The sequence below is a fragment of the Cribrihabitans marinus genome (genome assembly GCF_900109035.1).
Classification (GTDB): domain Bacteria; phylum Pseudomonadota; class Alphaproteobacteria; order Rhodobacterales; family Rhodobacteraceae; genus Cribrihabitans; species Cribrihabitans marinus.
Genome location: NZ_FNYD01000019.1, coordinates 1 through 24,801, shown reverse-complemented (window position 1 = coordinate 24,801; position 24,801 = coordinate 1). Strand labels below are relative to the sequence as shown.

General features: G+C 61.7%; 28 protein-coding genes and 1 pseudogene. 18 read left to right on the top strand and 11 right to left on the bottom strand.

Features of this window, described 5'->3' with window-relative positions; genetic code table 11:
* Positions 1 to 226: 226 nt before the first annotated feature.
* The 4 genes from BMX57_RS19710 to BMX57_RS19695 all read left to right on the top strand — a co-directional run bounded on the left by BMX57_RS19710 (position 227) and on the right by BMX57_RS19695 (position 3,184).
* On the top strand, positions 227 to 1,231 hold the full coding sequence (locus BMX57_RS19710; RefSeq protein ID WP_092371460.1) for an AraC family transcriptional regulator: 1,005 nt from the start codon (positions 227 to 229) through the stop codon (positions 1,229 to 1,231).
* 108 nt (positions 1,232 to 1,339) lie between these two features.
* Positions 1,340 to 2,167, top strand: coding sequence for an NAD(P)H-binding protein (locus tag BMX57_RS19705; protein WP_092371451.1), 828 nt, complete (start codon positions 1,340 to 1,342; stop codon positions 2,165 to 2,167).
* 25 nt (positions 2,168 to 2,192) lie between these two features.
* On the top strand, positions 2,193 to 2,621 hold the full coding sequence (locus BMX57_RS19700) for a DUF4345 domain-containing protein (protein ID WP_092371448.1): 429 nt from the start codon (positions 2,193 to 2,195) through the stop codon (positions 2,619 to 2,621).
* A gap of 59 nt (positions 2,622 to 2,680) precedes the next feature.
* A complete protein-coding gene (locus BMX57_RS19695; protein WP_092371445.1) occupies positions 2,681 to 3,184 on the top strand; it encodes an anthrone oxygenase family protein in 504 nt (167 codons plus the stop codon).
* A gap of 38 nt (positions 3,185 to 3,222) precedes the next feature.
* Here the strand turns inward: BMX57_RS19695 and BMX57_RS19690 are convergent, their stop codons facing one another.
* The 6 genes from BMX57_RS19690 to BMX57_RS19665 form a co-directional block, all read right to left on the bottom strand.
* A complete protein-coding gene (locus tag BMX57_RS19690) occupies positions 3,223 to 4,776 on the bottom strand; it encodes a phytoene desaturase family protein (RefSeq protein ID WP_092371443.1) in 1,554 nt (517 codons plus the stop codon).
* A gap of 21 nt (positions 4,777 to 4,797) precedes the next feature.
* Positions 4,798 to 5,229 carry a nuclear transport factor 2 family protein gene (locus BMX57_RS19685; RefSeq protein WP_218142442.1) on the bottom strand — a complete coding sequence of 144 codons (432 nt, stop codon included), beginning with the start codon at positions 5,227 to 5,229 and terminating at the stop codon, positions 4,798 to 4,800.
* The gene (locus BMX57_RS19680; protein ID WP_177175512.1) at positions 5,226 to 6,029 is read right to left on the bottom strand and encodes an N-acyl homoserine lactonase family protein; all 804 of its coding nucleotides are present in this window, start codon (positions 6,027 to 6,029) and stop codon (positions 5,226 to 5,228) included. The genes BMX57_RS19685 and BMX57_RS19680 overlap by 4 nt, the downstream gene beginning before the upstream one ends.
* A 306-nt stretch (positions 6,030 to 6,335) precedes the next feature.
* A complete protein-coding gene (locus tag BMX57_RS19675; protein ID WP_177175511.1) occupies positions 6,336 to 7,586 on the bottom strand; it encodes a saccharopine dehydrogenase family protein in 1,251 nt (416 codons plus the stop codon).
* 275 nt (positions 7,587 to 7,861) lie between these two features.
* Positions 7,862 to 8,488: a hypothetical protein gene (locus BMX57_RS19670; RefSeq protein WP_092371435.1), complete on the bottom strand. Its 627-nt coding sequence runs from the start codon at positions 8,486 to 8,488 to the stop codon at positions 7,862 to 7,864.
* Positions 8,489 to 8,504: 16 nt separating this feature from the next.
* The gene (locus BMX57_RS19665) at positions 8,505 to 9,032 is read right to left on the bottom strand and encodes a DUF2141 domain-containing protein (protein WP_092371432.1); all 528 of its coding nucleotides are present in this window, start codon (positions 9,030 to 9,032) and stop codon (positions 8,505 to 8,507) included.
* 39 nt (positions 9,033 to 9,071) lie between these two features.
* On the opposite strand from BMX57_RS19665, the gene BMX57_RS19660 reads away from it, so the two are divergent.
* Positions 9,072 to 9,989 carry a LytTR family DNA-binding domain-containing protein gene (locus BMX57_RS19660; RefSeq protein WP_092371429.1) on the top strand — a complete coding sequence of 306 codons (918 nt, stop codon included), beginning with the start codon at positions 9,072 to 9,074 and terminating at the stop codon, positions 9,987 to 9,989.
* Positions 9,990 to 10,142: 153 nt separating this feature from the next.
* Positions 10,143 to 11,084 carry an NAD(P)-dependent alcohol dehydrogenase gene (locus tag BMX57_RS19655; protein WP_229724300.1) on the top strand — a complete coding sequence of 314 codons (942 nt, stop codon included), beginning with the start codon at positions 10,143 to 10,145 and terminating at the stop codon, positions 11,082 to 11,084.
* Positions 11,085 to 11,164: 80 nt separating this feature from the next.
* Here BMX57_RS19655 and BMX57_RS20765 read toward each other — a convergent pair whose 3' ends face one another.
* Positions 11,165 to 11,338, bottom strand: coding sequence for a hypothetical protein (locus BMX57_RS20765; protein ID WP_177175510.1), 174 nt, complete (start codon positions 11,336 to 11,338; stop codon positions 11,165 to 11,167).
* A 232-nt stretch (positions 11,339 to 11,570) separates the two neighbouring features.
* Between BMX57_RS20765 and BMX57_RS19650 the strand changes: the two genes are divergently transcribed.
* From BMX57_RS19650 to BMX57_RS19640, 3 genes are all read left to right on the top strand, one after another.
* Entirely contained in the window at positions 11,571 to 12,098 is a 528-nt protein-coding gene (locus tag BMX57_RS19650) for a topoisomerase DNA-binding C4 zinc finger domain-containing protein (protein WP_308419779.1), read from the top strand.
* Between the two features lie 326 nt (positions 12,099 to 12,424).
* The gene (locus tag BMX57_RS19645; protein WP_092371423.1) at positions 12,425 to 12,820 is read left to right on the top strand and encodes a hypothetical protein; all 396 of its coding nucleotides are present in this window, start codon (positions 12,425 to 12,427) and stop codon (positions 12,818 to 12,820) included.
* Positions 12,821 to 13,069: 249 nt separating this feature from the next.
* Positions 13,070 to 14,056, top strand: a complete 987-nt coding sequence (locus tag BMX57_RS19640; RefSeq protein WP_092371420.1) for an IS1595 family transposase — start codon at positions 13,070 to 13,072, stop codon at positions 14,054 to 14,056.
* Between the two features lie 4 nt (positions 14,057 to 14,060).
* Here the strand turns inward: BMX57_RS19640 and BMX57_RS19635 are convergent, their stop codons facing one another.
* Positions 14,061 to 14,363 carry a helix-turn-helix domain-containing protein gene (locus BMX57_RS19635; RefSeq protein ID WP_092371417.1) on the bottom strand — a complete coding sequence of 101 codons (303 nt, stop codon included), beginning with the start codon at positions 14,361 to 14,363 and terminating at the stop codon, positions 14,061 to 14,063.
* Positions 14,360 to 14,740, bottom strand: a complete 381-nt coding sequence (locus BMX57_RS19630; RefSeq protein WP_092371414.1) for a type II toxin-antitoxin system RelE/ParE family toxin — start codon at positions 14,738 to 14,740, stop codon at positions 14,360 to 14,362. Before BMX57_RS19630 ends, BMX57_RS19635 begins: the two co-directional genes overlap by 4 nt.
* A gap of 226 nt (positions 14,741 to 14,966) precedes the next feature.
* Between BMX57_RS19630 and BMX57_RS19625 the strand changes: the two genes are divergently transcribed.
* The 3 genes from BMX57_RS19625 (at position 14,967) to BMX57_RS21030 (ending at position 16,306) form a co-directional block, all read left to right on the top strand.
* Positions 14,967 to 15,317 carry a hypothetical protein gene (locus BMX57_RS19625; protein WP_092371411.1) on the top strand — a complete coding sequence of 117 codons (351 nt, stop codon included), beginning with the start codon at positions 14,967 to 14,969 and terminating at the stop codon, positions 15,315 to 15,317.
* A gap of 70 nt (positions 15,318 to 15,387) precedes the next feature.
* Positions 15,388 to 15,705, top strand: coding sequence for a hypothetical protein (locus BMX57_RS19620; RefSeq protein ID WP_092371408.1), 318 nt, complete (start codon positions 15,388 to 15,390; stop codon positions 15,703 to 15,705).
* Between the two features lie 478 nt (positions 15,706 to 16,183).
* A complete protein-coding gene (locus BMX57_RS21030; protein WP_268236053.1) occupies positions 16,184 to 16,306 on the top strand; it encodes a DUF6538 domain-containing protein in 123 nt (40 codons plus the stop codon).
* Positions 16,307 to 16,484: 178 nt separating this feature from the next.
* Here the strand turns inward: BMX57_RS21030 and BMX57_RS19615 are convergent.
* Positions 16,485 to 16,667: pseudogene (locus BMX57_RS19615) on the bottom strand (IS3 family transposase); the annotation flags it as partial.
* A gap of 218 nt (positions 16,668 to 16,885) precedes the next feature.
* Positions 16,886 to 17,533 carry a TetR/AcrR family transcriptional regulator gene (locus BMX57_RS19610; protein WP_229724301.1) on the bottom strand — a complete coding sequence of 216 codons (648 nt, stop codon included), beginning with the start codon at positions 17,531 to 17,533 and terminating at the stop codon, positions 16,886 to 16,888.
* A gap of 128 nt (positions 17,534 to 17,661) precedes the next feature.
* Here BMX57_RS19610 and BMX57_RS19605 point away from each other — a divergent pair, with 128 nt between their 5' ends.
* The 6 genes from BMX57_RS19605 (at position 17,662) to BMX57_RS19580 (ending at position 24,441) form a co-directional block, all read left to right on the top strand.
* Positions 17,662 to 18,495, top strand: coding sequence for an FAD binding domain-containing protein (locus BMX57_RS19605; RefSeq protein WP_092371405.1), 834 nt, complete (start codon positions 17,662 to 17,664; stop codon positions 18,493 to 18,495).
* Positions 18,492 to 18,992 (top strand): (2Fe-2S)-binding protein, encoded by a 501-nt coding sequence (locus BMX57_RS19600; RefSeq protein ID WP_092371401.1) that lies wholly within the window; start codon positions 18,492 to 18,494, stop codon positions 18,990 to 18,992. The genes BMX57_RS19605 and BMX57_RS19600 overlap by 4 nt, the downstream gene beginning before the upstream one ends.
* Positions 18,989 to 21,370: a xanthine dehydrogenase family protein molybdopterin-binding subunit gene (locus BMX57_RS19595; protein ID WP_092371398.1), complete on the top strand. Its 2,382-nt coding sequence runs from the start codon at positions 18,989 to 18,991 to the stop codon at positions 21,368 to 21,370. The genes BMX57_RS19600 and BMX57_RS19595 overlap by 4 nt, the downstream gene beginning before the upstream one ends.
* 43 nt (positions 21,371 to 21,413) lie before the next feature.
* Complete coding sequence (locus BMX57_RS19590) at positions 21,414 to 22,466, top strand: C4-dicarboxylate TRAP transporter substrate-binding protein (protein ID WP_092371395.1); 1,053 nt, start codon at positions 21,414 to 21,416, stop codon at positions 22,464 to 22,466.
* A gap of 80 nt (positions 22,467 to 22,546) precedes the next feature.
* On the top strand, positions 22,547 to 23,113 hold the full coding sequence (locus BMX57_RS19585; RefSeq protein ID WP_092371392.1) for a TRAP transporter small permease subunit: 567 nt from the start codon (positions 22,547 to 22,549) through the stop codon (positions 23,111 to 23,113).
* A complete protein-coding gene (locus tag BMX57_RS19580; protein WP_092371389.1) occupies positions 23,110 to 24,441 on the top strand; it encodes a TRAP transporter large permease in 1,332 nt (443 codons plus the stop codon). Before BMX57_RS19585 ends, BMX57_RS19580 begins: the two co-directional genes overlap by 4 nt.
* The last annotated feature ends 360 nt before the right edge of the window (positions 24,442 to 24,801 follow it).

Sequence of the window (24,801 nt, the reverse complement as noted above, 5' to 3'; positions counted from 1 at the left end):
TCGGCGAGGCACCGGGCGCGGGCATCCGCGTCTCGGGTTCGACCCGGGTCATAAGCGGATGAGCTGCGGCGTTCGCGGTCAGGCAATGTGGTCTGACCGAATGAAGCCGCCCGATTGAGTGTCGCATGGTTCTGCGGCCATCTCCGGGGTCGGTTCCGGGCATCTCGTGTCGAAGCAGCATTTCGCGAACTTGGCTGCACATGCCCGGCACCGTAGGATGCCCGGCATGGGCTATGTGACATCGCTCTTCGCACGCAAGATGGTCGCCGCGGCGGGTGACGGGATCGACGCCGGGGCGATGCTGGCCAGTGTCGGGATCGACCCCGAAGGCCCATGGGACCCCAGGCAGATGGTCCCGGCCGAGCGTTACTATGCCATGCTCGAACGCATGGCGGGGCAGGTCGACGTGACCGACCTGCCGGTGCGCACGGGGGCCTCCATGCGGCTCGACGAATACGGCGCGCTGGGGCTGGCCTTCAAGGCCGCAACGACGCTGGGTGCGTCCTATGCGCGGGTGGAACGCTATGCGCGTCTCTGGACCAGCGTCGTCGAATACGAGCTGCGGCCGGCGGCGGGGGGCACGCTTTTCATCCTGCATCGGACGGGCGATCGGTGCCTCGGTATGCGGCTGTCGAACGAGGCGACGCTTGCGAGCGCCGTGTCCATCGCAAGGCAGGTCTGCCCGGTGCCGCTCGCGCCCGTGGAAGTTCTGGTCCGGCATCCCGCGCCGCGCTCGATAGCCGCACACGAGGATTCGTTCGGCTGCCCGGTTCGCTTCGGCGCGGACCTCGACGCGATCCTTTATGCCGACGAGACGCTGGCCCGTCCCAACATTCTCGGGGACGAGGGGATATCGCGCTATCTCATCTCGCAACTCGACGTCGAACTGTCCGAGATCACCCGGGAGCCCGCGCTTGTCGCGCAGGCGAAGGCGGCTATCGCCCAGGCTCTCAGCGAAGGGGCGCCGAAGATGGCAGAGATCGCCCGCGGCCTCGGGCTCAGCGCGCGGTCCTTCCACAGGCGCCTTTCGGAGCACGGGATGAGCTTTCAGAGCCTGACCGAGGAGACCCGTCGCGATCTCGCCGAAGGGCTGTTGCGAGACGAGCGCCATTCGCTGGCCGAAATCGCGTTTCTGACCGGCTTCTCGGAGCAGAGCGCCTTTACCCGCGCGTTCAAGCGCTGGATGGGCACGACGCCCGCGACCTACCGCAAGGGGTTTGCTGGGCGCTGACGGCCAGCTTGGCGACGGCGGTCAAAACGCTGGCATCGCCGGTCAATACCGCATGGCGCCGCGTGGTCTATCCCTTGGCTACCGACACCGAAGCCAGGGAGACATTCCATGAACGACCAACTGATCCTCGTCATCGGCGCCACCGGCAAGACCGGTTCCCGCATCGCCAGCCGCCTCGAAGCGCGGGGCTATCCCGTGCGCCGGGGCTCACGCAGTTCCGCCACACCCTTCGACTGGGAGGCGCCCGAGACCTGGGCGCCCGCCCTCCGCGGGGCCGGTGCGGCCTATGTCACCTACTTTCCCGACCTCGCCTTTCCGGGTGCCGTGGAAAAGCTCGAGTCCCTCTGCGAAACCGCCCGCGACGTGGGCGTCGAACACCTCGTCCTCCTGTCGGGCCGGGGCGAGCATCATGCCCGGCTGGGGGAAGAGGTGGTGCGCAATTCCGGCGTGGACTTCACCATCGTCCGGGCCGCCTGGTTCGCGCAGAACTTCTCCGAAGGCTACCTGCGCGATCCGGTCCTCGCCGGCGTCCTGCCGATGCCCGGCGGCGACATCGCGGAGCCCATCATCGACATCGACGATATTGCCAATGTTGTCGTCGCGGCCTTGACCGAAGAGGGGCACCGGGGTGAGCTCTACGAGGTCACGGGCCCGCGGCTGATGAGTTTCGCAGAGATGGCGATGGAGCTCTCGCAGGCCTCAGGGCAAGAGATCCGGCACATCCCGATCAGCTTCGAAGACTTTCACGCCAATGTCGCCCGGGCGGGCGGACCCTTCGTCGCCGACGTCTTCACCGCCATCGCACGCGAGACGCTGGACGGGCGCAACGCCCACACCACGGACGGCGTGATGCGCGCGCTCGGCCGCGCCCCGCGCGACTTTGCGGACTTCGCCCGGGCCGCCGCCCGAACCGGCGCGTGGACAAGCGCCGCCTGAGACCACACCATGAAAGGAACATGACATGACGCCTTCATTCCTTGAGAAGATCGCGCTCGGCCTCTCCGGCCTCACCGCGCTTGGCATCGGCACCTTCATCACGTTCGCGCCGCACGCCTTCTACGCCAGCTACGGCATCACGCTCGGCGACGATGCCAGCCTCCTGAGCGAGTTGCGCGCTCCGGGGGCGGGCCTCGCGGTTTTCGGGGGGCTGATGCTGCTCGGCATCCGGAGTCTCACGATGCTGCCCGTCTCCATCGCCTTGGCGCTGACGGTCTTCATCGCCTTTCCCGCCGGACGGTTCATTGGGCTCGGCGTGGACGGGATGCCGTCCGCCAGCGTCATCGGCGCCCTCGTCGTCGAGCTCGGCATCGCCGCGCTCTGCCTCGCGGCCTTCCGCCGGCGGCTTTGGCAGCCGGCACGCGTCCACCCCGCCGCGCAGCCCATGCGCTGACCCCACAGCGGCGGCGTGGCCCTCGCTGTCCCGCCGCCGCCCCTGCAAGGAGCCACACCATGTCCCCGTTTCTCTTCTACCTCATCCACCTCGCCGTCCTCGCCTATGCGCTGGTCGGCGGCGTCTTCCTCGCCTTCTCGGACTTCATCATGCGCGCCCTCGCCGCGACCAGCGGCCATGGTGGCGCGGAGGCGATGCAGGCCATCAATCGAGAGGTGTTTCGCTGGGTCTTCATGACTCTCTTCCTGGGCCTCGCCGCCTTATCCCTGGCGCTGATCGTCCATGCCGCGGTTGGCCCCTCCCGCCCCGGTGCCATGCTGATCGGCATGGCGGGGCTGGTCTACCTTCTCGGCTGCTTCGGCGTCACGATCGTCTGCAACGTGCCGATGAACGAGACGCTGGCACGCATGGACCTGTCGCAGGACGCAACCCGCGCCTACTGGACCGGCACCTACCTGCCGCGCTGGACGTTCTGGAACACGGTCCGGACAATCGCCTGCGGCCTGTCGGCGGCGTTGTTGCTATTCGGGCTGACGACCCTTTCGAGAGCGCAGCCCGCGTGATGGACACGGAGCGAGACAGGCAGAGCGCGGTGCATGCGTCACCCTCTCAGCTGCTTGAAGACCTTCGGATCGAGGCTGGCAGCACAGAGGATCCCGCCCCAGAGTGCGCCTTGAATGCCTTGGCTGACCACGTCCTGCCCGGACAGGTAGAGCCCTTCGATCGGGGTCTTGGCGTTGAGCGCATTGCTCAACACGCGTTCGGGCGTCCCGTCCAGACCGTAGAAACGGCCCTCGTGATGGCCGGTGATCGCCGCCGTTGCCAAGGGTGTCGACAGCTCGCGGAACACCACGAGTTCGGCCAGGTCAGGGAAGTTCTCCTTGAACAGCGCGAACATCTTGTCCTCGACCTCCTGCTTGAAGGCCTTGTACTCCGTGCCTCGCGAACCCGAGGGAAGGTCCGCCCATCGGGCGACACTGCTCCAATCGGTCCAGACCACCATTTCGCCCGCATGTTTCTGCTGGGGGCCCGGATCGTGGCTTGGGTCCTTGAGAGAGGCAAACGAGACGAAGAAGCCGGGCGGATTGCCGGTCGGAGCATCGCTCCACACGGCGTCGATCTCTCCTTTCGGATAGAACCAATGGTTTGACCGTGTGGCCCCGGCCTCTTCAACGTCCCCCTCAAACCCGAGGAACAGGCTGAAATGGGCAATGGAGGGGGGCAGAGCCCGGATTTCATCAATCCAGTCTCCGGCGCCGCAATCCGAGGGAAGCAAGTTGTTGATTGTCTCGCGCGCACCGATGTTTGAGATGACGACGTCCGACCGGATGTCTTCGCCGTCCGACGTGCGCACGCCCACGACCTTGTCGCCATCGACAAGCAGCGTTTCGACCTTCACCCCGGCGCGCGCCTCACCACCGTTTTCCGTGATCGTCGGGATGATGTGGTCGGCAAACGCCTTGCCGCCGCCCACCGGATACCAGGCACCGCTTTGCAGATAAGACCCGGGGATCAATGCGTGCATCGCAAAGCTCGCCTTGTGGGGGCGGCCGCCGAAATCTCCCCACTGCGCGGTAAATGCCGCGATCAGATCCGGGTTTTGTGTCAGGCTTTCAGCGACTTCTTTTGTCGTGCGTTTGCACCACTTGTTGATGGCGCGGTGGTTCCACCAATCGATCATGTCACCGGCGAATTCGGGCAAAGCCCGCGTCGAAGCGATTGTATTCATGATCTCACGGCCTTCGCGCAGCGCGGCGATCCAGGCTTCGATGGCCTCAGACTCATCGGGAAACCGGTCCTTGAGGTCGCGTTCATGGGCCTCGAACGGGCGCGACAGCGCAAGCGGCGGCGCGTCGGCGAGATGCAGGTTGTCATAGACCGCGCCCATCGGTTCGAAATCCATGGGCGTGTGCGAAAGCCAGTCGATCATGCCCCGTTCCCGGTCGCCGGGCGCGACGCAACCCAGATAGTGGATCCCGACATCCCAGGAAAAACCTTCGCGGGAAAAGCTGTGCGTAAGGCCGCCCAGGGTCTTGTATTGCTCCAGAAGCAAGACCTTGTGTCCCGTTTTCGCCAGTGCGGCGCCGGCTGTCATGCCGCCCATGCCCGATCCGACGACGATCGCGTCCCAGGTCTGCGTGGTTCCATTGGTCATTGCGGTGATCCTCTCATATGATCAGGGTGCCAAGGTGAAGGCCGACGGGATATCCCACCCCTCGGCGATCTTCCCTTCGACGATGCGCCAGACAACGGCGACATCTATGCCAATCGGATTGCCGTCGAATTCCATGAAGTCGCGGGCATGAACGACGACCAGTTCGTCGCCGAACGGGAACGCCGAGACCGGCACGACCCGGAACGTCCCGCTGGTTTTTCCGGCGATGGTGGCGAAGAACTGTTTCAGCCCGTCAAGCCCGGCATAGTCGCCCTCGACATCCGGCAGGTTGGGGTTGAAGTTGTGCCAGACGAAATCATCCGAGAACAGCGGCGCCGAGGCGTCCAGATCGCGGATGTCGAGCTTCGACAGCAATGCAAGGTTTGGGTGGTCCGCGTTCATTCCAGCCCCCGTGATTGTTTCGTCGGGTTGCTTGTCTTCTGCGTCGGTCATGACGCCATCTCGCCTGAATTTTGTGATGGTCGGTGCGTGGCCCGCGATAGCGCGTCACCAGCGGTGAAATCATGCGAGGCCACGATGGCGAGGCCCGGCAGGCGCTGCCGCAGCCGGCGCACCTTGGCGAAGGACGCGAGAAGGGTCTCCCGGTCGCCCGTGCCGGGCAGGATGTCCTGTTCCAGCAAGCCGGCCTCGTAGGTGAGATCCCCCACCAGGAGGATCGGGTCCCACCCGTCCTGCCGGATCAGCAGGGACATGGAGCCCGCCGTGTGTCCCGGCGTGGGCAGCAGGATCATCGTGCCGTCGCCGGCGACGTCATGGATGCCGTCGAAACCCTCGAAAAGCGGATCGTCGCTCGGCTCGAAGGATATCTGCCGCCATCTCGCGGAGGGGATTTCGATATGCTCCCGCAGGATCCATTCCCGCTCGGGATGCGGTTCGGACAGGATCGCCCATTCGCGCGCGCTCACCAGCAGGTCGGCCTGTGGGATCTGCGCGATGCCGCCGACGTGATCGAAGTGAAGGTGAGAGATGACCGCCGTTCGGATATCGCCCGCGGCCACGCCCGCGCCGGCCAGAACATGGTCGATGCGGTCGGCTTCGCTCAGGTGGAACCGGAAGATCCTATGCAGCAGAAACCGCCCGATCGCTTCCTTGATATACCGCTTGTCAGAGAGGATCGCCGGGTCGATCCCGGTATCGAACAGGACCAGACCGTCACGATGCTCGATCAGGAAGCATTGCAGCGGCAAGGGCACCCAGCTTCGCCCGAAGAAGACCCACCAGAGCTGCGGCAACCTGCTGCCGTATCGGTGTTCCTCGTGCTGCTCGGCCTGTCCGCAAGTCAGGGCCCGAACCGATGTGATAGGACCGCTTGCGCGGCGCGTGTCATCCAAAGCGACTGTCGAAGTATCAACCATGAGGGAGCCCCCAGAAACGCCGCCCGGCGACGCCAGATGACAGATCATCCGGCCCGATCTCCGTTGCTGCGGCTATCGTCGAGTTATAGCCTACCAGCCGTTTGAGCGCGTTGAGATGCCTCAAGGTCAGCCGCAGCGTATCGGGTTATGAGATGGTGAGTCGGACGACGGGACCTGGCCTCGTCACGGTTGCCGATCCTCGACAAGCTCGAACGTCAGCCCGGCATGCGCTGTGATCCGGTCGCGCAGCAGCGCGCCCATCGCGGCTGCCGGGGTCCAGAATCCGCCGCCGACGGGAAGCCTGTCCGCGTCCTCTGCCAGACAGAGCGCTGCTTCGGTCAACATCAGTGTCGTCGATCGCACGCCTGGATCTCCTTGCCCGGTGATGCGGGCCTTCATGACGGCGCCATCGGGCATTTCACCCACCAGAATCAACTCGTACGAACCGGCCTCCCGGACCTCCCTGCTCGGGCCTTCGCCGGATTTGGGCAGCACGTGGCGTTGCAGCAGGCCGCGCGTCGCCGGTGTCGCCATGGCGATCAGGAAAAGCCGGCCGAAGAGCGCGTACCGCATCGCCGCCAACCAGCCGCCGATGCCGCCCCGGGTCAGGGCGGTTTCCTCGTAGCTGAAGTCGCGCCCATACGGGTAGTCCATGATCGCGTTGCTGCGCCGCAAGACCTTGGCGTTCATCGGCCCCATGAAGAAAGGCTTGGTCCAGGCCTGCAGATCGGCATCCCAGGTCACTTCCAGCGGCATCATGCGGTCCGGCCCGTCCGGCCCGTCGCGTTCGCCTTCCGGGCAAAGCGCGTAGGGGTCTTGCGACAGACGGTCGAATTCCGGGTCTGTTTCGCGCAACCGCATGGCATTGAGGAAGCTCGCTGCCGTGCCGCCGCTGAAGCCGCCCTTCATCCGCGTCACCCGCGTGGCAACGCGCCTGCACGGCTTGCCATGGCGTGCCAGTGCAGCATCCTGAAGAAACTGCACGCCAAGATCGGAGGGGATCGAGTCTTGACCGCAGGAATGAATGATCCGTGCGCCCGTTTCCCGCGCTTTCCCTTCATGGGCGTCGATCATGGCCCGCATCCATTTCGGCTCGGCGGTCAAGTCGCAGTAGTGCGTGCCGTTCCCGACGCAGGCAGCGACGAGTTCGCTGCCATGGAGCGCAAATGGTCCGACAGTCGACACGACCACATGCGTTTTTGCGGTCATCTCGCCCATGAATGCGGTGTCGTGACTGTCACCGACAAGGATTGGGATCTCGCGGCCGGCGCCGGGCAGATCGTCGCGCAGCGCTTCGAGCCTCTCGCGGTTTCGCCCACCAATTGCCAATGCGAGGCCGCAATCCCCGCAGCGCCTTGCGAGATGGTGCGCGGTGCGGCGCCCGGTGGCACCGGTCGCGCCCCACAAGACAATGTCGAACTCTCGCCCCGCCACTATTCCGGCTGCTTTCGGAATGGGCCTTGGCCGATCTTGCCGACGCCAAGCTGGCGAAGATCGCGTCGGGTGGAGACATATCCATCTGTCTGCGGCATCGATTTACTCCCGTGTGTCCGAAGCCGGTGGGATATCCAAGCACGCAAATACGGCCCTCGCCATGATGTGCATCAACCGCCGACCCGAGGCCGATAGAAGGAAAGGGGTGCGGCATGGGTCCATTCCTTCCAGGTCGGGATCGGGCCGCTGGAGAGGAGGCGGCGGCCCGCAGGAGATCAGGTGGCCGCCGGAGAGAACGCGGCAGAGTGCCATGCAGAGACGCCGATGGCGATGAGTGCTGCGCCGAATGCGGCGGCGGTGACGCGTGCAGCCATCAATCCTCCGAGAGGACTGAGACCGAAGCCGAAAGCGAAGGCGGCGATGATCATGGCGAACGCGACAGGCTTCGGCAGCACATCGCCCTTCATCCAGCCATAGGCGAGCGCGGCGTAGCCGAGGACGGTCAGGACACCGGCCAGCGGGAAGAAGACGGCGACCAGCCCCATCGCGTCACCCGCCCCGTGATCGGCGATGACCTGCGGGTAGTGAACGGCGAGGTAGGGCGCGATCAGCACCTCGTAGTAGTCGAGGCCGAAGATCAGCATCATGCCGATGAAGAGCGAGATGAAACCCGCAAGGCCCCAACCCCCGGCGCGTTCGGCCGTGAGTGCATAGATCGCGATCGTTCCGAGTAGCCCGAGAACCAGCGAGAGCGCGAAGAGCGCATGGATGACGATCCAGAACGGCGCGGCGATCGTCTCGGGTGACATGTAGTGCGGATGCGCGATGTAGGAATAGCCGAGTGCAAGACCGCTGACGATCATGCCGGCGGCTCCGGCGCGGGTGATGGCTTGAATGTTCATGGGGTCGGTCCTTTTCTCAAGCGTGGCGAACCGCACGACGGCGGCGGATGGTGAGAATGGTGAAAAGAGCGGCAAGCGCGACGGCACCCACCGGCACGACCTGCAGCAGCGTGGCGAAGGCATTCATGCGCATGCGGATGCGTTGCCGGGCGGTACCGTCGCCAACCTCGAAGGCCACCTCGTCGAACGCGGGCAGCCCGGCACTGGTCCAGGCGCCGTTCGAAAAGCCGTAGGGCTCCAGCGGAAGCTGGAAGAGCGGGCGATCCAGTTCACCGTTCTCGTCCCGGTCGTGATGGGCGATCATCGAGTAGGTGCCCCGCGGCACATCGGCGGTCCAGCGCGCGGTGCCGTTATCAATCGGTACTGTGGCGGTGAGCGTGACGGGCTTGCCGCCGGTGTAGCCCTCGATGCCCTCCACGAGGACGATGCGGGCCATGCCCTTGTCGCTGGCGAAGCCGGTCATTGTCAGGTCGATCTGACCGGCAGCCGCTTCGGTGGACGCGAGGCTGGCGGCAAGCAAGAGTGTTTTGATGGCGCTCTGCATCGGCGCGGTTCCTTCGGTTGCGTTCGTGATGGAGGGAGGTTGGCAGCCGCTGAGGACCTGATCCAGCAACCCTTCGGAAACGTTGCAATTTCTTCGCAAGCCGCGTTCGTGATACAGTTCACGAAACGTGAACCGTACACGCGAGAGGGCGCGCACGCCGGGATGCACAGCCTCAGATCAAATATTCACCTGCGCTACTCCGTCGCGATCATCATCACGGCGGCGCTGATGATCTGGATTTCGGTTAACGAAGAGGGGCAACGCGACGCGATTCCCGGTCAGGTGACCTTCTGGAGCGTTGCGGTCACCGCGGGCTGGCTGCAGATGATCCTGATCGCGCGCGGCGTGCGCGCGAGCTTCGGCACCGAACGCTGGCCGGGGTGGGCATTGCTCGTCGCAACCGCGATCATCGGGGCGGTGCCGCTGACCTTCGAAGTCCGCTGGCTTCTGGATACCGTCATTGCCCCGCCACAAGGCCTGCCGTCGCCTTGGCTGACGTATGCGAATGTGACGGTGATCAATCTGGTCTTCTGCCTTGTGCAGTACATCCTGATCGAGCGGTGGCCGCTCTTCGAGGGTGCGCCAACGTTAATAGCCGAAACATCCGGCGCCTTGCCAGGGACTGAGCGAGGCGACCGAAGGCCGACGATCGGACATCTGTCGCGGCGGCCGGACGGCCTGTCGGGCATCATCCAGTACCTGCGCATGGAGGACCACTACCTGCGTGTCGTCACGGATGAAGGAGACGGCATGACCCTTCACCGTATGAGCGATGCGGCGAGGGACCTGGCCGATACCGACGGCATGCAGGTTCACAAGTCGTGGTGGGTGTCGGAAGCCGCCGTGAAGGAAATCCGGCTTGAGAACCGGAGGCGCACGATACTGACCCGGAACGGTATGGAAGTGCCGGTCGGGCGGTCCTTCGAGCCCCGATTGAAAGATGCGGGGTGGTTCTGAACGCTCTGACAAGCACGCGACAGAAAGAGTCAACCAGGTTTAACCGGCTAAACGTACAGCAGGAGCAGTGCGCTGCGGTCGGAGAATCGACACAAAGCCCCATTGGACTGGTAATCTCACGCTATGGCCAGTGCAAAAACAAAGAGAGCCATCGTGTTCGACCGCTACGGCGCACCCGAAACTCTAACGCTTCGTGAAGTGCAAATCCCACGGCCCGCGAGCGGCGAGGTCCGGGTGGCGGTTCACGCGGCCGCAGTCGGTCGAACTGACACGTGCACGCTTCGGGCGCATCCGTTCTTTGCGCGACTGACGACGGGGCTGGTACGACCGAATATGCGGACCTTGGGCATGGATTTCGCCGGCGTCGTGGATGTACTCGGCGACGGCGTAACATCATTCAAGATAGGCGACCGGGTCTTCGGGCTGTCGCCCGACCGCTTTGGTGCGCATGCGGAGTACCTTTGCACCCCCGTCGATGGTGCAATTGCGCGGATTCCGGGGAACCTTCGCTTCAATCAGGCCGTCGTCGGTGAAGGTGCCTGGTATGCACACGGCACGACCAAGCTGTTGGCCGAAGGAGCGCGCTGTCTGATATTTGGCGCGTCCGGTGCCATCGGGACGGCGGCGGTCCAACTGGCCAAGGCAAAAGGGGCCGATGTGACCGCTGTCGTCAGCACCCAGCACCTTGACCTGGCGGAGAGCCTTGGGGCCGACAGGGTGGTGAACTACGAAACGGAAGACTTTACCGCGATCGTGGAAAAGTTCGATCTCGTCTTCGATGCTGTCGGCAAGACCTCCTGGTTCGCCTGCCGACCACTCTTGGGCGAAAGCGCGGTCTATTTGGCGACCGACCTCGGGCCTGGCTGGTCAAACCTTCTGCTCAGTGCGTTGTTCGGCGTGACCGGTAGCAAGCGCGTGCAGATACCCTTTCCGCAGGATGCGCAGGGCTTTGTTCGGTATCTCGCCGATCTGATGGCCACAGGGCAGTTTCACGGCGTCTTTGACCGGAGCTATCCCCTGGAAGACATAGTTGACGCATTTCGCTACGTGGAGACAGGACAAAAAACCGGGATCGTTGTGATCAACACCCGATGAATGGCATCCAGAAACAGTAATGCGGTTGCGACGATGAAAGCAGTCCGGCGATGACACCAGCTCAGCGATGGTCTCGCTGGTCATGTTGCATTGGGGCTTTCCGACGGCAATTGACCGAGGTCCAAACCGCGTAGAAGCAGCCAGAGGGCGAGCGCCATCTCGTTGAGCCAAATGAGGAGCGACAGAGCCAGGTCCACGCGGCCACCCATTTCGATCTGGCCGAACAGGATCAACAAGTAGGAGATGAGCAGCATCAGCCCACCGACGAGACCCCAATCGATTCCATTGCGAGTAAGTGCGGTGCGTCGGCGTCGGCTACGACTTAATGGTGATGCGTAATCTGGTTCGGGTCGTATTCGAGGCAATCCACCTCAGCGCCGACGACGAGCGCATCTTTGTCCACTCATTCAGCGTCTGAGGTGCACAGCCGACCTTTGCGGAAATCGACAGGACCACCGATCACCGGCTCTCATGGGGTTTCCTTCGATGATCGTGGACGATTCTTTGCTGAGCCTCGTCTCGCCGGAAGCCGAGCCCTTCGCCAATGCCGAAGAGCGTCGCGTCATGTATGTCGCCATGACCCGCGCGCGCCGTAGTGTCACTATCCTGGCGTCCGAGGCGCGTCCCTCCGCCTTCGTGACCGAACTGATGAAGGACCCGGTATACGGCGTCATAAGCCCGGAAGGGGCCTCCGAGCGCACGCATACCTGCCTGCAATGCGGCGGACGCCTGCTTTACATGCCGGGTCAGTATGGGCCGGGCTGGTATCGGTGCGAGCATGTGAAGCTATGCGGCAATCGAATGTCGGCATGTCCCGCATGCGGCGTCGGGCTGCCGATCAGAAACACCGACACCGGCAACCTGCAATGTTCGGAATGCGGGGCCGAGCAACAAGCCTGCCCTACCTGCCAGGACGGATGGCTCGTTGAGCGCCGGGGGCGGTATGGACCGTTCCTCGGCTGTGTCCGCTTCCCCGGCTGTAGCGGCAAGGCGAAGCTGCGGAAAACAGCTTAATCCCGAGCCAGCAGTCGAGATCATCGGAAGCGCCTACTGCCGTGCTTGGTCCTATTCCAAAGCGCCGGTCGTTCCGGCCAAACGTATCTTTCTCAAGAAATCTCAAAGAAAAAGCTTCGCCCTCGTGAACTTCGGCTAATGTCTCTTGCATCGGACGGCATAGACCGCACTGGAATTCAACGAAAGGAAATGCGCCAGCCTACATCCGCCGATCTCGGGCATTCTCTGAAGAGGTGCCAGGCACTGCGGCCGACAACGAACACGGACCTCCGATCCGCCCTGACCCCTGGGACGAACCCCGGGACCACGAAACCACAGGAGGCCAAATGTTTTACACGAAATTCAATCATGGCGATGAGTGCCGCGTCGTTCCAACCGGGGAACTGGCGCTGCGGTCGTTTCTCGCCCGGCACGGCGAGGCGCTTGGCCACGCGGCCGCTCTGCTGGCAGGCAACCGCGGCGAACGGCTAATCAATGCCATTCGCGACGGCCTCGACCAGCCCGGTAGAATGGCGCGCCGTGTGCGATGCCTGCTTCTCGAGCTGCGCCGCATCCTGCTCCTCGATCATGCGTATGATGATGCCTGGGACGACACAGGCAGCCTCGCGATGCTGGAGCCAGACGATCCCATCGTGTCTGATATCTGTCTGCTCGCGGATGGTCTTCACGATGCCCTGCACGGAGCCGGGATCATCGAGGTGTCGGACGAGCGCGCAGCCTGAAGCCCAGTCACGCACCGCGGCAGAATGCCTGCGGCGGTGCGAGCCGAGCGGAAGAACGACCGACGATCTCCTTGCCGGCACCGAACACCAACCACTGAAACTAACCGAAAGGCGCCCGCAGAACGAATCCGTCTGCCACGACGCACGAAACATTATGTCGTGTCCGCAAATCGTGTTGGGGAAATCGGATGAGGCCTTCGTTTTTTCACAATCCGCCAATATCGCTCTCAAAAAACAGTGGGGCGGATCGTGCAGACACACGACTTTCGACTTTTCCTCGACAGGTTCGATGACCTGAACCCGGCGCAGATCGAGGATGCCAGGACGAAGATCAGGGATGTTCGGAGGAAATCCGACGCCCTGACCGAGATTGAATCACGAACGAAGCGGGAACACAAGTGCCCGCATTGCGGCGATGACCGGCGCCAGAAATGGGGGCGGACCCGAACGAATGTTCAGCGCTATCGCTGCGGCGGCTGCCAGAAGACCTATTGCGGACGCACCGCCTCGCGGACCGGGCGCATCCATCGCCCGGATCTGTTCCTCGATGTGATCCGCGATATGCTCGGGCCTCGGGTGCCTTCGTCCGTGCGGCAGCTGGCCAACAGGCTTGGCCTCGACAAGCGCACGATCTGGCGCTGGCGGATGATCATCCTGGCGGGAATGAAGGGATCTTCGTCCGATGCCTTCGCCGGCATCATTGAGGCCGATGAAGCCTTCCAGCGCGAGTCCCGGAAGGGCTCACGGGAATGGGTGAAGCACCTGCGTGATCCCGCCAACCATCCGCGGCCGCCGCGGCTCCGCTGGTATGAATACGGCAAGAAAGGCGTGCCGATGCTGCGCGGGCTGAGCCACTGGCATGTGCCGATCCTGACGGTGGCCGATCGCGGTGGCGCCAAGATGGTGCGCCGGATCCCCGACCGGACCAATGCCACCATTTGCCGCGAGCTGGATGCCATGGTGCCGGCCGATGCCGTGCTCTGCACGGATGCCCACCAGGCCTACCAGCATTTCGCCAAAGGGAAGGGGCTGGAACATTTCGTGGTGGGCGGCAAAGGCAAGGCCCAGGCGACGGCCTCGCATCACATCCAGAACATCAACTCTCTGCACTCCAGATACAGCGACTTCATCCTACTGTTCCGCGGCCCGGCGTCGAAATACCTGGCGGGCTATCTGGACTGGTTCGTAGCCCGGCAGATCGGGTTGACGCCGGCGGCGGTGTTCCGGGCAGCCTGACGGCTCAGACGATCGCCTCGATGCCCTTACGGTCAATCACATCCAGCAGGCGGACCGACGGGCCGCTCGGCGAACGGTTGCCCTGTTCCCATTGAGCAATCGTGTTGCTGCCGACATTCAGGAAGGCTGCAAAGACCGCCTGGCTCATCCGGGTCTTCTTGCGGATGGCCTTGATCTCGCTGGCCGAGAAGGTCTTGGGCTCCGGCAGGCACAACTCATCCATCACCCGCATCGTGATGTCATCCATGGCGCCTACTTTGTGAAGGTCCTTGGCCATATCGTGTGCCATTTTGAGAATGTCGCTCATTTCCTGCACTCCAGTTCCTCAATCGTTCCATCAGCTTTCAGAGCGTCGATCTGTGGATCGGTGGTGTCGATCAGAGAGACCGCCAGAACTCCCAATGCCTTCTTCTCCTTGGAGGAAAGGTTGGCCTTGGCGCTTTTCGGGAACCCAAAGAGGAAGAAAATCCGCTTGGAGTTATTCTTCCGAAATCCCAGAATGGTGCGATACCCGCCAGACTTCCCTCCTCCCGTCCTTGCTACGCGCTTCTTGAACAGATGGAGACCGAGATCGGCTTCCACCTGCCCGGCGAATGCCTCCTGAGCCGCCTTACAGAGCACCTCGTCCTCGATGCGCTCGCTCTTGGCCCAGCGAGCAAAGACTTTGCCTTTGAATACCCTCAATCTCGCCTCTCTATAACATAGTGATATAGAGCGACACCTGCAAGCCTGATGGCGCAGCAGATGATCGCGCCCACTTTGGCATAGATGTTGGCCAAAGCTCGTTCAACCGAAGCAATGATGGGGAGAAACTATTTCATCGCCAACACGATTTGCGGACACGACTAAACATTATGCCGAAGAATAGGCACCCAGCACCGTTTCCGTAACCGCATGAAGGGAGAACATCATGCTCAATACCTCCAACCTCGACGCCGCCGAGGCGCGTCTCGGCGCCGCCTATGCCGCGGAGAAGCACCTCCACCGTCACGGCGGGAGCCTCTGCGACCTACTCGACGCGCTCGATGATCCCAGCGGCTTCGCGGCGCTCTGTAACATGCACGGGGTCTTCGGGCAGCCGATCCCGGATGTCGACGCCGTCGAGGCCGCGCTGCGGGACATCCACCGCGTTCTGGCCGATCAGAGGCCGTCGTCACTCGACCGAACCGGTCATGAGCGGGGCCTGCCGGTCTCCGACATGATGCAGTGGCATGGCGCGCGCGTCAGCGAGCTTCTTGCGCGGTTCCGTCATGCCGAGTGAGACAGGGGCACGCTGTGTACTACAGACGGCGCGTGCGCGCCGCCTGAGCCTCTGTCCCGATGAATTCGGTATGGAGCAGGACATCTGCGACGTGACGCTGTGGCTGATCGAGAAGCATGGCCTCTCGCATGTTCACGTTTGGGTGGACCGGCACTACACGCATGTCGATCGGCAGTTCGCCGACGTTACCGTCATAGCCTCGCCATGGCACCGCGCGCGGCTGACCGAGGCGGCACACGAGGCGTTTCTCGCACTCGGCTATACCGTCGAAAATACAGGCGCAGACACTTACGGCCACCAGGTCTGCGACGGCCATCATTCCAGGCACGAGGCCATCCAAGCCTACGCGCGCATCGAGGGCGCGTTGCGCAGTTGGCGATCAGTATAAGAGAACAAAAGGTTCCTGTAAGAAGGGCGGCGAAAGCCACCCTTTTTCATGCCCCGTCGTAGGTTCAAGCGCAACGGGTTCGCCCTTTTGCTGGCGTAGTTGGGCAGCCACTCGGTACAGTTCCTGGGCGTGGCTTGATGACCGCCAATAACGCGCTTCCGTCGAACAGGAGGCGCGGCCCAAGTTTGAGATCGTCATGAAGGCACTGGCTGTTGCACGTTAAGGTTTTTGCGCTCCTGGAATTGACACCATATACTCTGATTTGGTATATTTTTTTGTATCAATAACTTAGCATAGAATCCTACCACCCCAGCCAGGCTTCCCTTAACTCGTTGAAATCATTGTCGCCGCGGCCGTGGCGCTTTTGAGCGAAACCCCATTGCATCACATGGGTGCGTCACACGAGTGGGAAAATCCACACCGAAGCGAAGTGAAACAGTCAAGTTTTCGCGTCCTTCTTCCCAATCGGGAAAAGGCCATGACGGCGATCAACTATGTCCACAGACGCGGCGCGGTTTATGTCTGGCGCCGGCGTGTGCCGCGCGCTTCTGGCGAGGTTCTCGGCGAATTCGTCCAGGTGAGCCTGAAAACCGCCGAGTGATCCACAGCGAAGGTCCGCGCCCGCCTTTTGAATGTCCGTGTCGCGACCTTCATGGCCCGCATGTGCAAGGCGCGGATCACCGATGATGATATTCGCACGCTGGCTCGGCACCCTGTTTGGACCGGAAGCCGTAGCGAAATGGACCTGTCACGCTTTTGTGCCGCCCCCCGGTTCTCATTTACGCGGCCTGCGCCTCGAAGGCCGAGGGGCTTTTCCAGCTTGGGGCTGAGCGCCGTCGGCGTGGATTGTAGAAGCCATTGATGTATTCGAAGATAGACAGCTCGGCGTTGCGGCGCGTCGACCACGACCGCCGCCACAACAACTCGGCCTTGATCGTCTTGAAGAAGGTCTCAACGGCCGCACAGCGCACTCGGATATCGACCACCCGCCCCTGAAACCATCGTCCCGATGGATCAGAGGCCAGTCATGCACCAACAATCACATCGGACCAGTCAGATCAGGTTAACCATCGGTCCCGTCATCGCCGATCCTACCACCCATTGCAGGAGTTGGGTCAGCCGAGGGCTCCTCGGTCAAGAGCGAGTATTTCAACGGAATATGCCGTTTACGCCATGCCTCTCAGTTCTCAGAGTCTATGCCGAAATACAGAAGGTACTTGTCGATTGCGCGCGCAATTTCTTCCTGTGGTTTGGCGGGTTTGGGCATGCGGTAAATGTGTTGGCGTATGCCAATATAGACGATGCCTCCGTGCAGGTTCCACACGTCTTCCATTTTTGGCGGTGCGTCCGTTTGCGCCAAGGCCTCGGTTTCAGCGAGAAGTGGTAGCAGGATCACATCGCCCAAATGTTCAAGATAGCGGCGATTCAAGGAGGCACCTGCAAGGCCCGAGAACATGAAGATGCGCATCCATTCCCGCTCAAAGATCAAGGCACTGTATTCGCTATAGAAGGCAAGAAGGCGGTCGCGTAGCGGCACACTGCGGTCGGTCAGGCGTTCGGGCCAAGCGGGTGACAAGCGGCCGATATACACCTTCTCATAGACCGCATCGATCAGTTCATCCTTGGTGGCGAAGTAATTGAAAATAAGGGATTGTGTGACGCCAAGGCGGCGCGCCAGTTCGCGCGTTTTTCCCTCGAGGCCCACTTCCGCAAAAAAGCGGACCGCTTCATCGACAATCTGTTGGCGGCGCTCAGCCGGAGGCAGGCGCCTTCGTGTGGCGCCATCTTCGCCATCGCGGGCGGGTCTTTCGGTCTGTCCGTCCATCATGCGCCCTCGTTGTCTCGGTAGTAGCAAAGAAATTTTCGCTTGCAACGACTCGCTTTTAAAGATCATCTGCTCAATAACATTGATCAAGTGCTTAATAAGGTACAGGTCGCAAAAAGAGGGAGGACGCCATGAAGGCATCAGCGGGAGGCTATGCCCGGGCGGAAAGCGTACGCCATGCGCTTGATCTGTTGGCGGGATCAGATGGTCAGGGTCGTGTATTGGCGGGTGGTCAAAGCTTGGTCGCCGCGATGAACATGCGGCTTTCAGTCGGAGATCTGCTGGTCGATATCTCGAAAATCAGTGAGTTGTCCGGCATTGCTGTCGAAGGTGACACTCTGCGGATTGGTGCGTTGACACGTCATGCTCAGGTAGGCACTGATCCCCAGGTTCAAGCTCATGCGCCACTCCTGAAGGACGCGGTTGCGCACATCGCCCACGCCGCCATCCGCAATCGCGGCACGATCGGAGGCGCGCTTGCGCATGCGGACCCTGCAGCAGAATTCCCCGCCTGCACGTTGGCGCTTGGCGCGACAATGCATGCTGAAGGGCCTGACGGGTCGCGCAGCATCGCAGTCGAAGATTTCTTCGAAGAGGTCTTCACAACTGCGCTGAACGAAGATGAGATCCTCACCGGGATCACTTTACCCATTGCCGAAGCGGGCGAGATGCAGATCCTTGAGGAAGTCGCGCGCCGCTCGGGCGACTACGCGCTTGTTGGGCTTTGTCTTGCCAAACGCGCGGCAGGCCATCGCGTTGCGCTTTTCTCGGTTGGACCGAAACCCGTTCTGGCGATGGGGGCCATGGCCGCACTTGATGCCGGTGATCTGGATGCTGCTGTCGATGCGTTATCCGCCGAGATCGATCCACCATCCGACACACAAGCCAGTGCCGCCTACCGCCGTCATCTGGGTGGTGTTCTGCTGCGCCGCGCCGTGGCCCGCCTGAAAGGAGACGCAGCATGACCGAAATGTTTCGTGACAAAGTCGACGTGTCTCTGACCGTCAATGGTGAACCGGTTGAGGCACGTGTGCCTGCCGGACAGCATATGATTGATTTTCTGCGCCTCGAGCTGGGGCTGACTGGGGCGCATGCCAGCTGTGAACATGGGGTTTGTGGTGCCTGTACCATCCGCGTTGACGACGATGCGGTGCGGGGGTGCCTGATGTTGGCGGCGCAGGCGGATGGGACAGAGGTTTGGACCATAGAGGGTCTGACCGACACCAACGCGATCCGCGATTTGCAAGAGGCTTTCGTGGTGCGAAATGCATTGCAGTGCGGGTTCTGCACGCCGGGGATGCTGGTCGCGGCAGAAGAGTTGCTTTCGAAGGGTGGGACGCCCAGCCGTGCAGAGATCCGTGAACACCTTTCGGGAAACTACTGCCGCTGCACGGGGTACGAAGCCATCATCGATGCAGTCGAGAGCGTCGCACAAGGCCGCGCGGGAAAGGGCAAGGCATGACCATTCCGTTCAACAATCCCGACCGGCCGAATTCCTACATCGGCAAGACGGTACCTCGCCCGAACGCAGCCAAGCTGGTGCAAGGCCGTGGCCGCTATGTCGACGACATCGTGTTGCCCCGTATGCTGCACGTTGCGTTTTCGCGATCGACTGTTGCGCATGCCAAGATCGGCACCATTGATCTGGAAGAGGCCAAAGCAGTCAAAGGTGTGGTGCGCATCTTTACCGGTGCCGATCTGGCCGAAGTCTGTTCGCCATGGGTCGCCGTACTGGCGCATCTCAAGGGTCTGAAGTCGCCGCCCCAACATCCGTTGGCCGTCGATCGCGCCTGCTGGGTGGGCGAGCCGGTGGTGGCAGTTGTCGCCACGACGCGTGCTGCCGCGGAGGAAGCGGCGTCGATGGTCATTGTCGATTTCGAAGAATTGCCCGCCGTCACGGACACGATGACGGCACTCGATAAAGACGCCCCTGTGATTCACCCTGATCTGGGGGACAATCTTGCTTTTCGACGTCTGCACGAAGCGGGCGATGTCGATGCTGCCTTTGAAACCGCGCACAAGGTGGTGTCGGCAAGCTTTCGCACGGCACGCCATACTGGAGTGACGCTGGAGCCGCGTTCGATCCTTGTTGATTGGAATCCGGCGGAAGGCCAGATGACCGCCTATCATGCAACGCAAGCACCGCACATGATGCAGACTGTTTTTGCCAAGCATCTCGACATTCCCGAGAGCCGCGTGCGTGTCATCTGCGGCGATGTGGGCGGATCGTATGGTATCAAGGTGCATGTTTATCCCGATGAGGTGGCGACCGCTGCGATGGCCAAGGTGATGGGGCGTCCGATAAAATTCATCGCGGATCGCCTGGAGAGCTACACCACGGACATTCATGCCCGGGATCACGAGATCGAAGCCAAGATCGCGGTGGATGCCGACGGCAAGATTCTTGCGATGGATGTCGATGATTGGACCGGGATCGGGCCGTATTCGGTTTATCCCCGTACTTCGGCCATCGAGGGCAATCAGGTGGTGAACCTGTGTGGCGGCCCGTATGATTTCGCCAACTACCGGGCGCAGACCTCGGTTGTGTTCCAGAACAAGACGCCGACCTGCCAGTACCGCGCGGTGGGCCACCCCATCGCCGTGGCCATCACCGAAGGCCTGGTGGATATGGCGGCAGCAGCGATTGGCATGGACCCGGTCGAAATCCGGCGACGGAACATGTATGCGGACGACGCCTATCCGGCGACATCCCCGGCCAACATGAAGTTCGAAAGCCTGTCGCATCATGCGTCAATGGACAAGCTGACGGAGATGATGGACTACGACGCTCTGCGCGCCGATCAGACCGAAGCCCGCAAGCAGGGCAAGTATCGCGGCATCGGGATTGCGTCCTTCATCGAACTGACCAACCCGTCGCCGTTCATGTATGGCATCGGTGGCGCACGTATCTCGGCGCAGGATGGCTGTACGGTTCGGATGGATCCCGACGGGTCAGTCGTGGCGCTGTCAGGTGTGACCGAACAGGGACAAGGCACCGAAGCAATGCTGAGCCAAGTTGTGGCCGAAGGTGTCGGCGTTGACCCGTCAAATGTTCGCGTGATCACCGGTGATACGCAGGTAACGCCCTATGGCGGCGGAACCTGGGCCTCGCGCGGCGCTGGTATCGGCGGTGAGGCGGCTTTGCAGGCGGCACGGGCGCTGCGCGCCTCCATCCTGGAAGTGGCGGCGGCGATGTTGCAGGCCGATGCGGGCAGGCTTGATATCCGTGACGGACAGGTCGTCGATATGGACAGCGGTGAAGAGCGTATGCCGCTCGCTGAACTGGGGCGCATTGTTTATTTCCGGGGCGATACTCTGCCAAAGGATTTGCCAAGGGAACTGGTTCAGACCCGGCACTTTATCACGATGGAGTATCCGTTCGCCTTCACCAACGGAGTGCAGGCCTCGTATCTTGAGGTCGATACAGACACCGGTGTGGTGACCCTGCTCAAGCATTGGTGCGTCGAAGATTGTGGTCGCGTGATCAACCCGCAATTGGTGGATGAACAGATCCGGGGAGGAATCGTTCAGGGCCTTGGCGGCGCGCTATATGAAGAGATCCACTACGATGAGGATGGTCAGCTTCTGAATGGTTCAATGGCTGACTATCTGGTCCCCATGGCGGCCGAGATGCCGGACATGCAGGTGGGTCACGTGGAAACACCAACCAAGGAAAGCGAACTGGGCGCAAAAGGCGCTGGCGAGGCCGGCACTGCCGGCGCACCTGCCGCCGTGATGAACGCAATCAACGATGCTCTGCGCCCGCTTGGCGCGCAGGTCACTGAAATGCCTTTCACGCCGGAACGCATCTTACGCGCGCTGGGCAAACTTCAAGACTGAACCATAGGGTGCCACAACAAGGCGCTAAAAAGGGAGGACCACCATGAAACTCACAGCACTTACAACGATCGGTGCGATGCTTGTCGGCACCGCGGCAGTTTCGCAGCAAAGCCTGACGGTCAATATCGGCTCGTCGCATCCGGAGGCCAACATCTGGGTCTACGCGATGAAGAACACCTTTCAGCCTGAGGTGAACCGGATCCTTGCCGAGAATGGCAACGAATATCAGGTCGACTGGGTCGAGAACTATGCGGGCACGCTCTACAAGTTCACCGACACCCGCGAAGCGGTGATGGACGGGATCGTCGATGTCGGCATGGTGGGCACGGTTTGGGAAGGGGCCAATATGCCGCTTCAGAACGTGACCTACTTCACGCCCTTCGCCACCGAAGATCACCGGATGATCATCGAAATCTTCGATGACCTGTCAGAAAACCTGCCCGAGCTGAAGAACAGCTGGGCCGAGAACGGCATGGTGCACCTGTCGTCGCTGATCACCGACAGCTATGACATCTACGGCACCTTTCCGGTGACCTCGATGGCAGACCTGCAGAACCGCAAACTGAACGCGCCGGGCACATCGGCCAACTGGCTGCGCGAAACCGGTGCGACGCCGGTCGATGGGGCGTTGACCACTTATTATACCAACATCCAGACCGGTGTGACCGAGGGCACGCTGTCTTTTGCGTCGGGCATTCTGCCCACGCGCGTTTATGAAGTTGCGCCAGAACTGACCCGCGTTGGCATCGGGTCGATGTATTTCGGTGGGATTGCCGCGAACAAGGACTTCTTTGACGGGCTTCCCGCTCCGGTACAAACAGCCTTCCGCGAGGCGGCACAGGCGACTTCGATCGCGCATGGCGACTACGTCGGTGATCTGGCAGCGCGCGCCTTGGACGAGATGCAGGCGGCGGGGCTGACCATTCATGAGCTTCCCGACGCCGAAAAAGCCAAGTGGGTCGATGGCCTGCCCAACATCATCGAACCCTGGTTGGAGCAGACCGGGGATGCGGGCAAGACTGTACTCAAGGCCTATTTCGGCGCCCTGCGCGAACGCGGCGCGACGCCGCTTCGGAACTGGGACGAAGGTCTCTAAGATCGCAACGCAACACAGCGCCCGCCCGGACCCGTGTGGACCGGGCGGGTGTATCCTTGCCAGCAGGACACCGCCCAGACATGAGCACAGAAGAGACACCTGAGCTGCAGGAGGACCGCTTTGTCCCGTCCTTTTCCGAGGCCCCCTATGGCGCGGTGCTCGGTTCGGTCGCCGCAGCCATGTCGGCGGTCGGCACGGCCAGCATAGGCGCTTTGATGCTGTTGATCGTGGCAGATGTGATCGGGCGAAACTTTTTGGATGCGCCGATCACAGGCGTGTCCGAGATTGCCGCTCGCGCTGTTGTTGCAATAGTCTTTCTGCAGGTTCCAGCAGCAATCCTGCAATTGCGGCTGACCCGTGCCGATTTTCTTGTCCGCCGAATGCAGAAATCCAGCCCCCGGCTGGTGGCATGGCTTGAGGCGCTGTTCTGTGTTGCCGGTGCAATTGTCTTTGTCCTGATCCTTTGGGCGTCATGGTCGAAGTTTCTGAGCGCCTGGCAGACCGCTGAATTCTTTGGGGTTCAAGGTGTCTGGACCATTCCGACATGGCCATTCCGAGGCATCACCATTTCGGGCTGCGTCGTGGCGGCCCTTGCCGCTCTATACAGAGCCCGTGAAGAAATTCGCAGCGTGAGGAGCACGGCATGACCACGCTGACCATCGGTTTCATCCTGATCGCGGTGCTTATCGCTCTGGTGCTTCTGGGTATGCAGATCGCCTACGCGTTGTTCGGCGTTGCCTTCCTCGGAATCTGGATCATCCGAGGGAATATCGATCTGTCTTTCCGGATGCTGGAACTGACCGCTTATTCGGGGATCGCCGATTACCTGTTCGCCACCATTCCCCTGTTTGTCTTGATGGGGCTTCTGGTCAGCGTGTCCAATGTCGGACGCGATACATTCGAAGTGGCCGAAGAGCTTTTGCGCCGCATGATCTGTGGGCTTGGTGTCGCCACAGTTGCCGCGAATACGATCTTTGCCGCTGTCACGGGCGTGTCCATAGCGTCGGCGGCAGTCTTTACCCGTGTCGCGGTACCCGAGATGACGCGCCATGGCTATCGCCCTGCGTTCTCCGCGGGCACCGTTGCCGGGTCGTCTGTTCTCGGGATGCTGATCCCACCCTCGCTGTTGCTGATAATCTACGGCGTACTGGCCGAGGTTTCGATTGGCGGCATGTTCATTGCCGGAATCATTCCAGGGCTGATGCTGGCGCTGGGCTTTGTCGCCATGCTGATCGGGATCACGATTGCCTATCCCGGATTCGTGCTTGACGATCCTGACGCGGTACGGGAACGCAGGCTGGACAGTGGTTTTGAGCCAATGCCGCTCAAAGAACTCGTTCTCAAGTTGGTACCTATCATCCTTCTGGTCATCCTCGTGTTGGGTGGCCTTTACACCGGGTTCTTCACCCCGACCGAGGCGGGCGGTATCGGCGCATTCGGCGCGTTGATCGTAGCACTTTCCCGTCGCAGCCTTGACAGGCCCAAGCTTTGGAAGGTGATGAAGCAAACCGGTGTAATCTCGGTGTCGATCCTGCTGTTGCTGGTGGCGGCATCCTTCTATTCCCGAATGTTGGCAATTGCCGGACTGCCCAATGCAATCGCAGGTCTGGTAACTGACTCGGGCTTTGGCCCATTCGGGTTCTTGTTCTTCTATGCCTTGATCATCTTGTTGATGGGGATGATCCTCGACAGCACGTCGATCCTGCTGATCATGGTGCCCATCGCAGCGCCCATTGCGCAAGGGCTTGGCATCGATCTCATGCATTTCGGAATTGTTACTGTTCTCGCGGTCGAGATCGGCCTTCTCACGCCTCCCTTCGGGATCTCAGTGTTTACGGTGCACAACACGCTGAACGATCCCGACGTCTCGGTAGAGCAGATCTTTGGCGCGACACTGCCCTTCATCGCCGTCATGTTGCTGGTGCTTGTGATCGTAGCCCTTGTTCCCACGACCGTAACCCTGTTCCTCTATTGAAGCGACGACGGACAAGCGGCAGTGTCCTCGGTCGCCCCTGCATTTTGGTCAAGACTGGGTGTGCTACAGTCTGGACCGTCTGCACTGCAGTCCTTGATAGTCCCAACTTGCCGCGCGCATTGCAGACGTCCGCTTTGGGGAAACTATACCCCAGCGTCGTGACGTTTGGTGAATGGCAACTCTGGGCCATCCATGTCGGTGGGCTAGCCTTGGCTCCGCCGGATTCTGCGGGGCCTTCTTTGACAGCTCGGAGCCCAAAGTGACTTGTAAGCGCCTCGCCGATCCCCTCCTGCCGCTCTGAGGCTGTCTGTGCGAGTCCTGCTGTCGAGATTAGGCAGAGGACTGGACGGCAAAATGGAC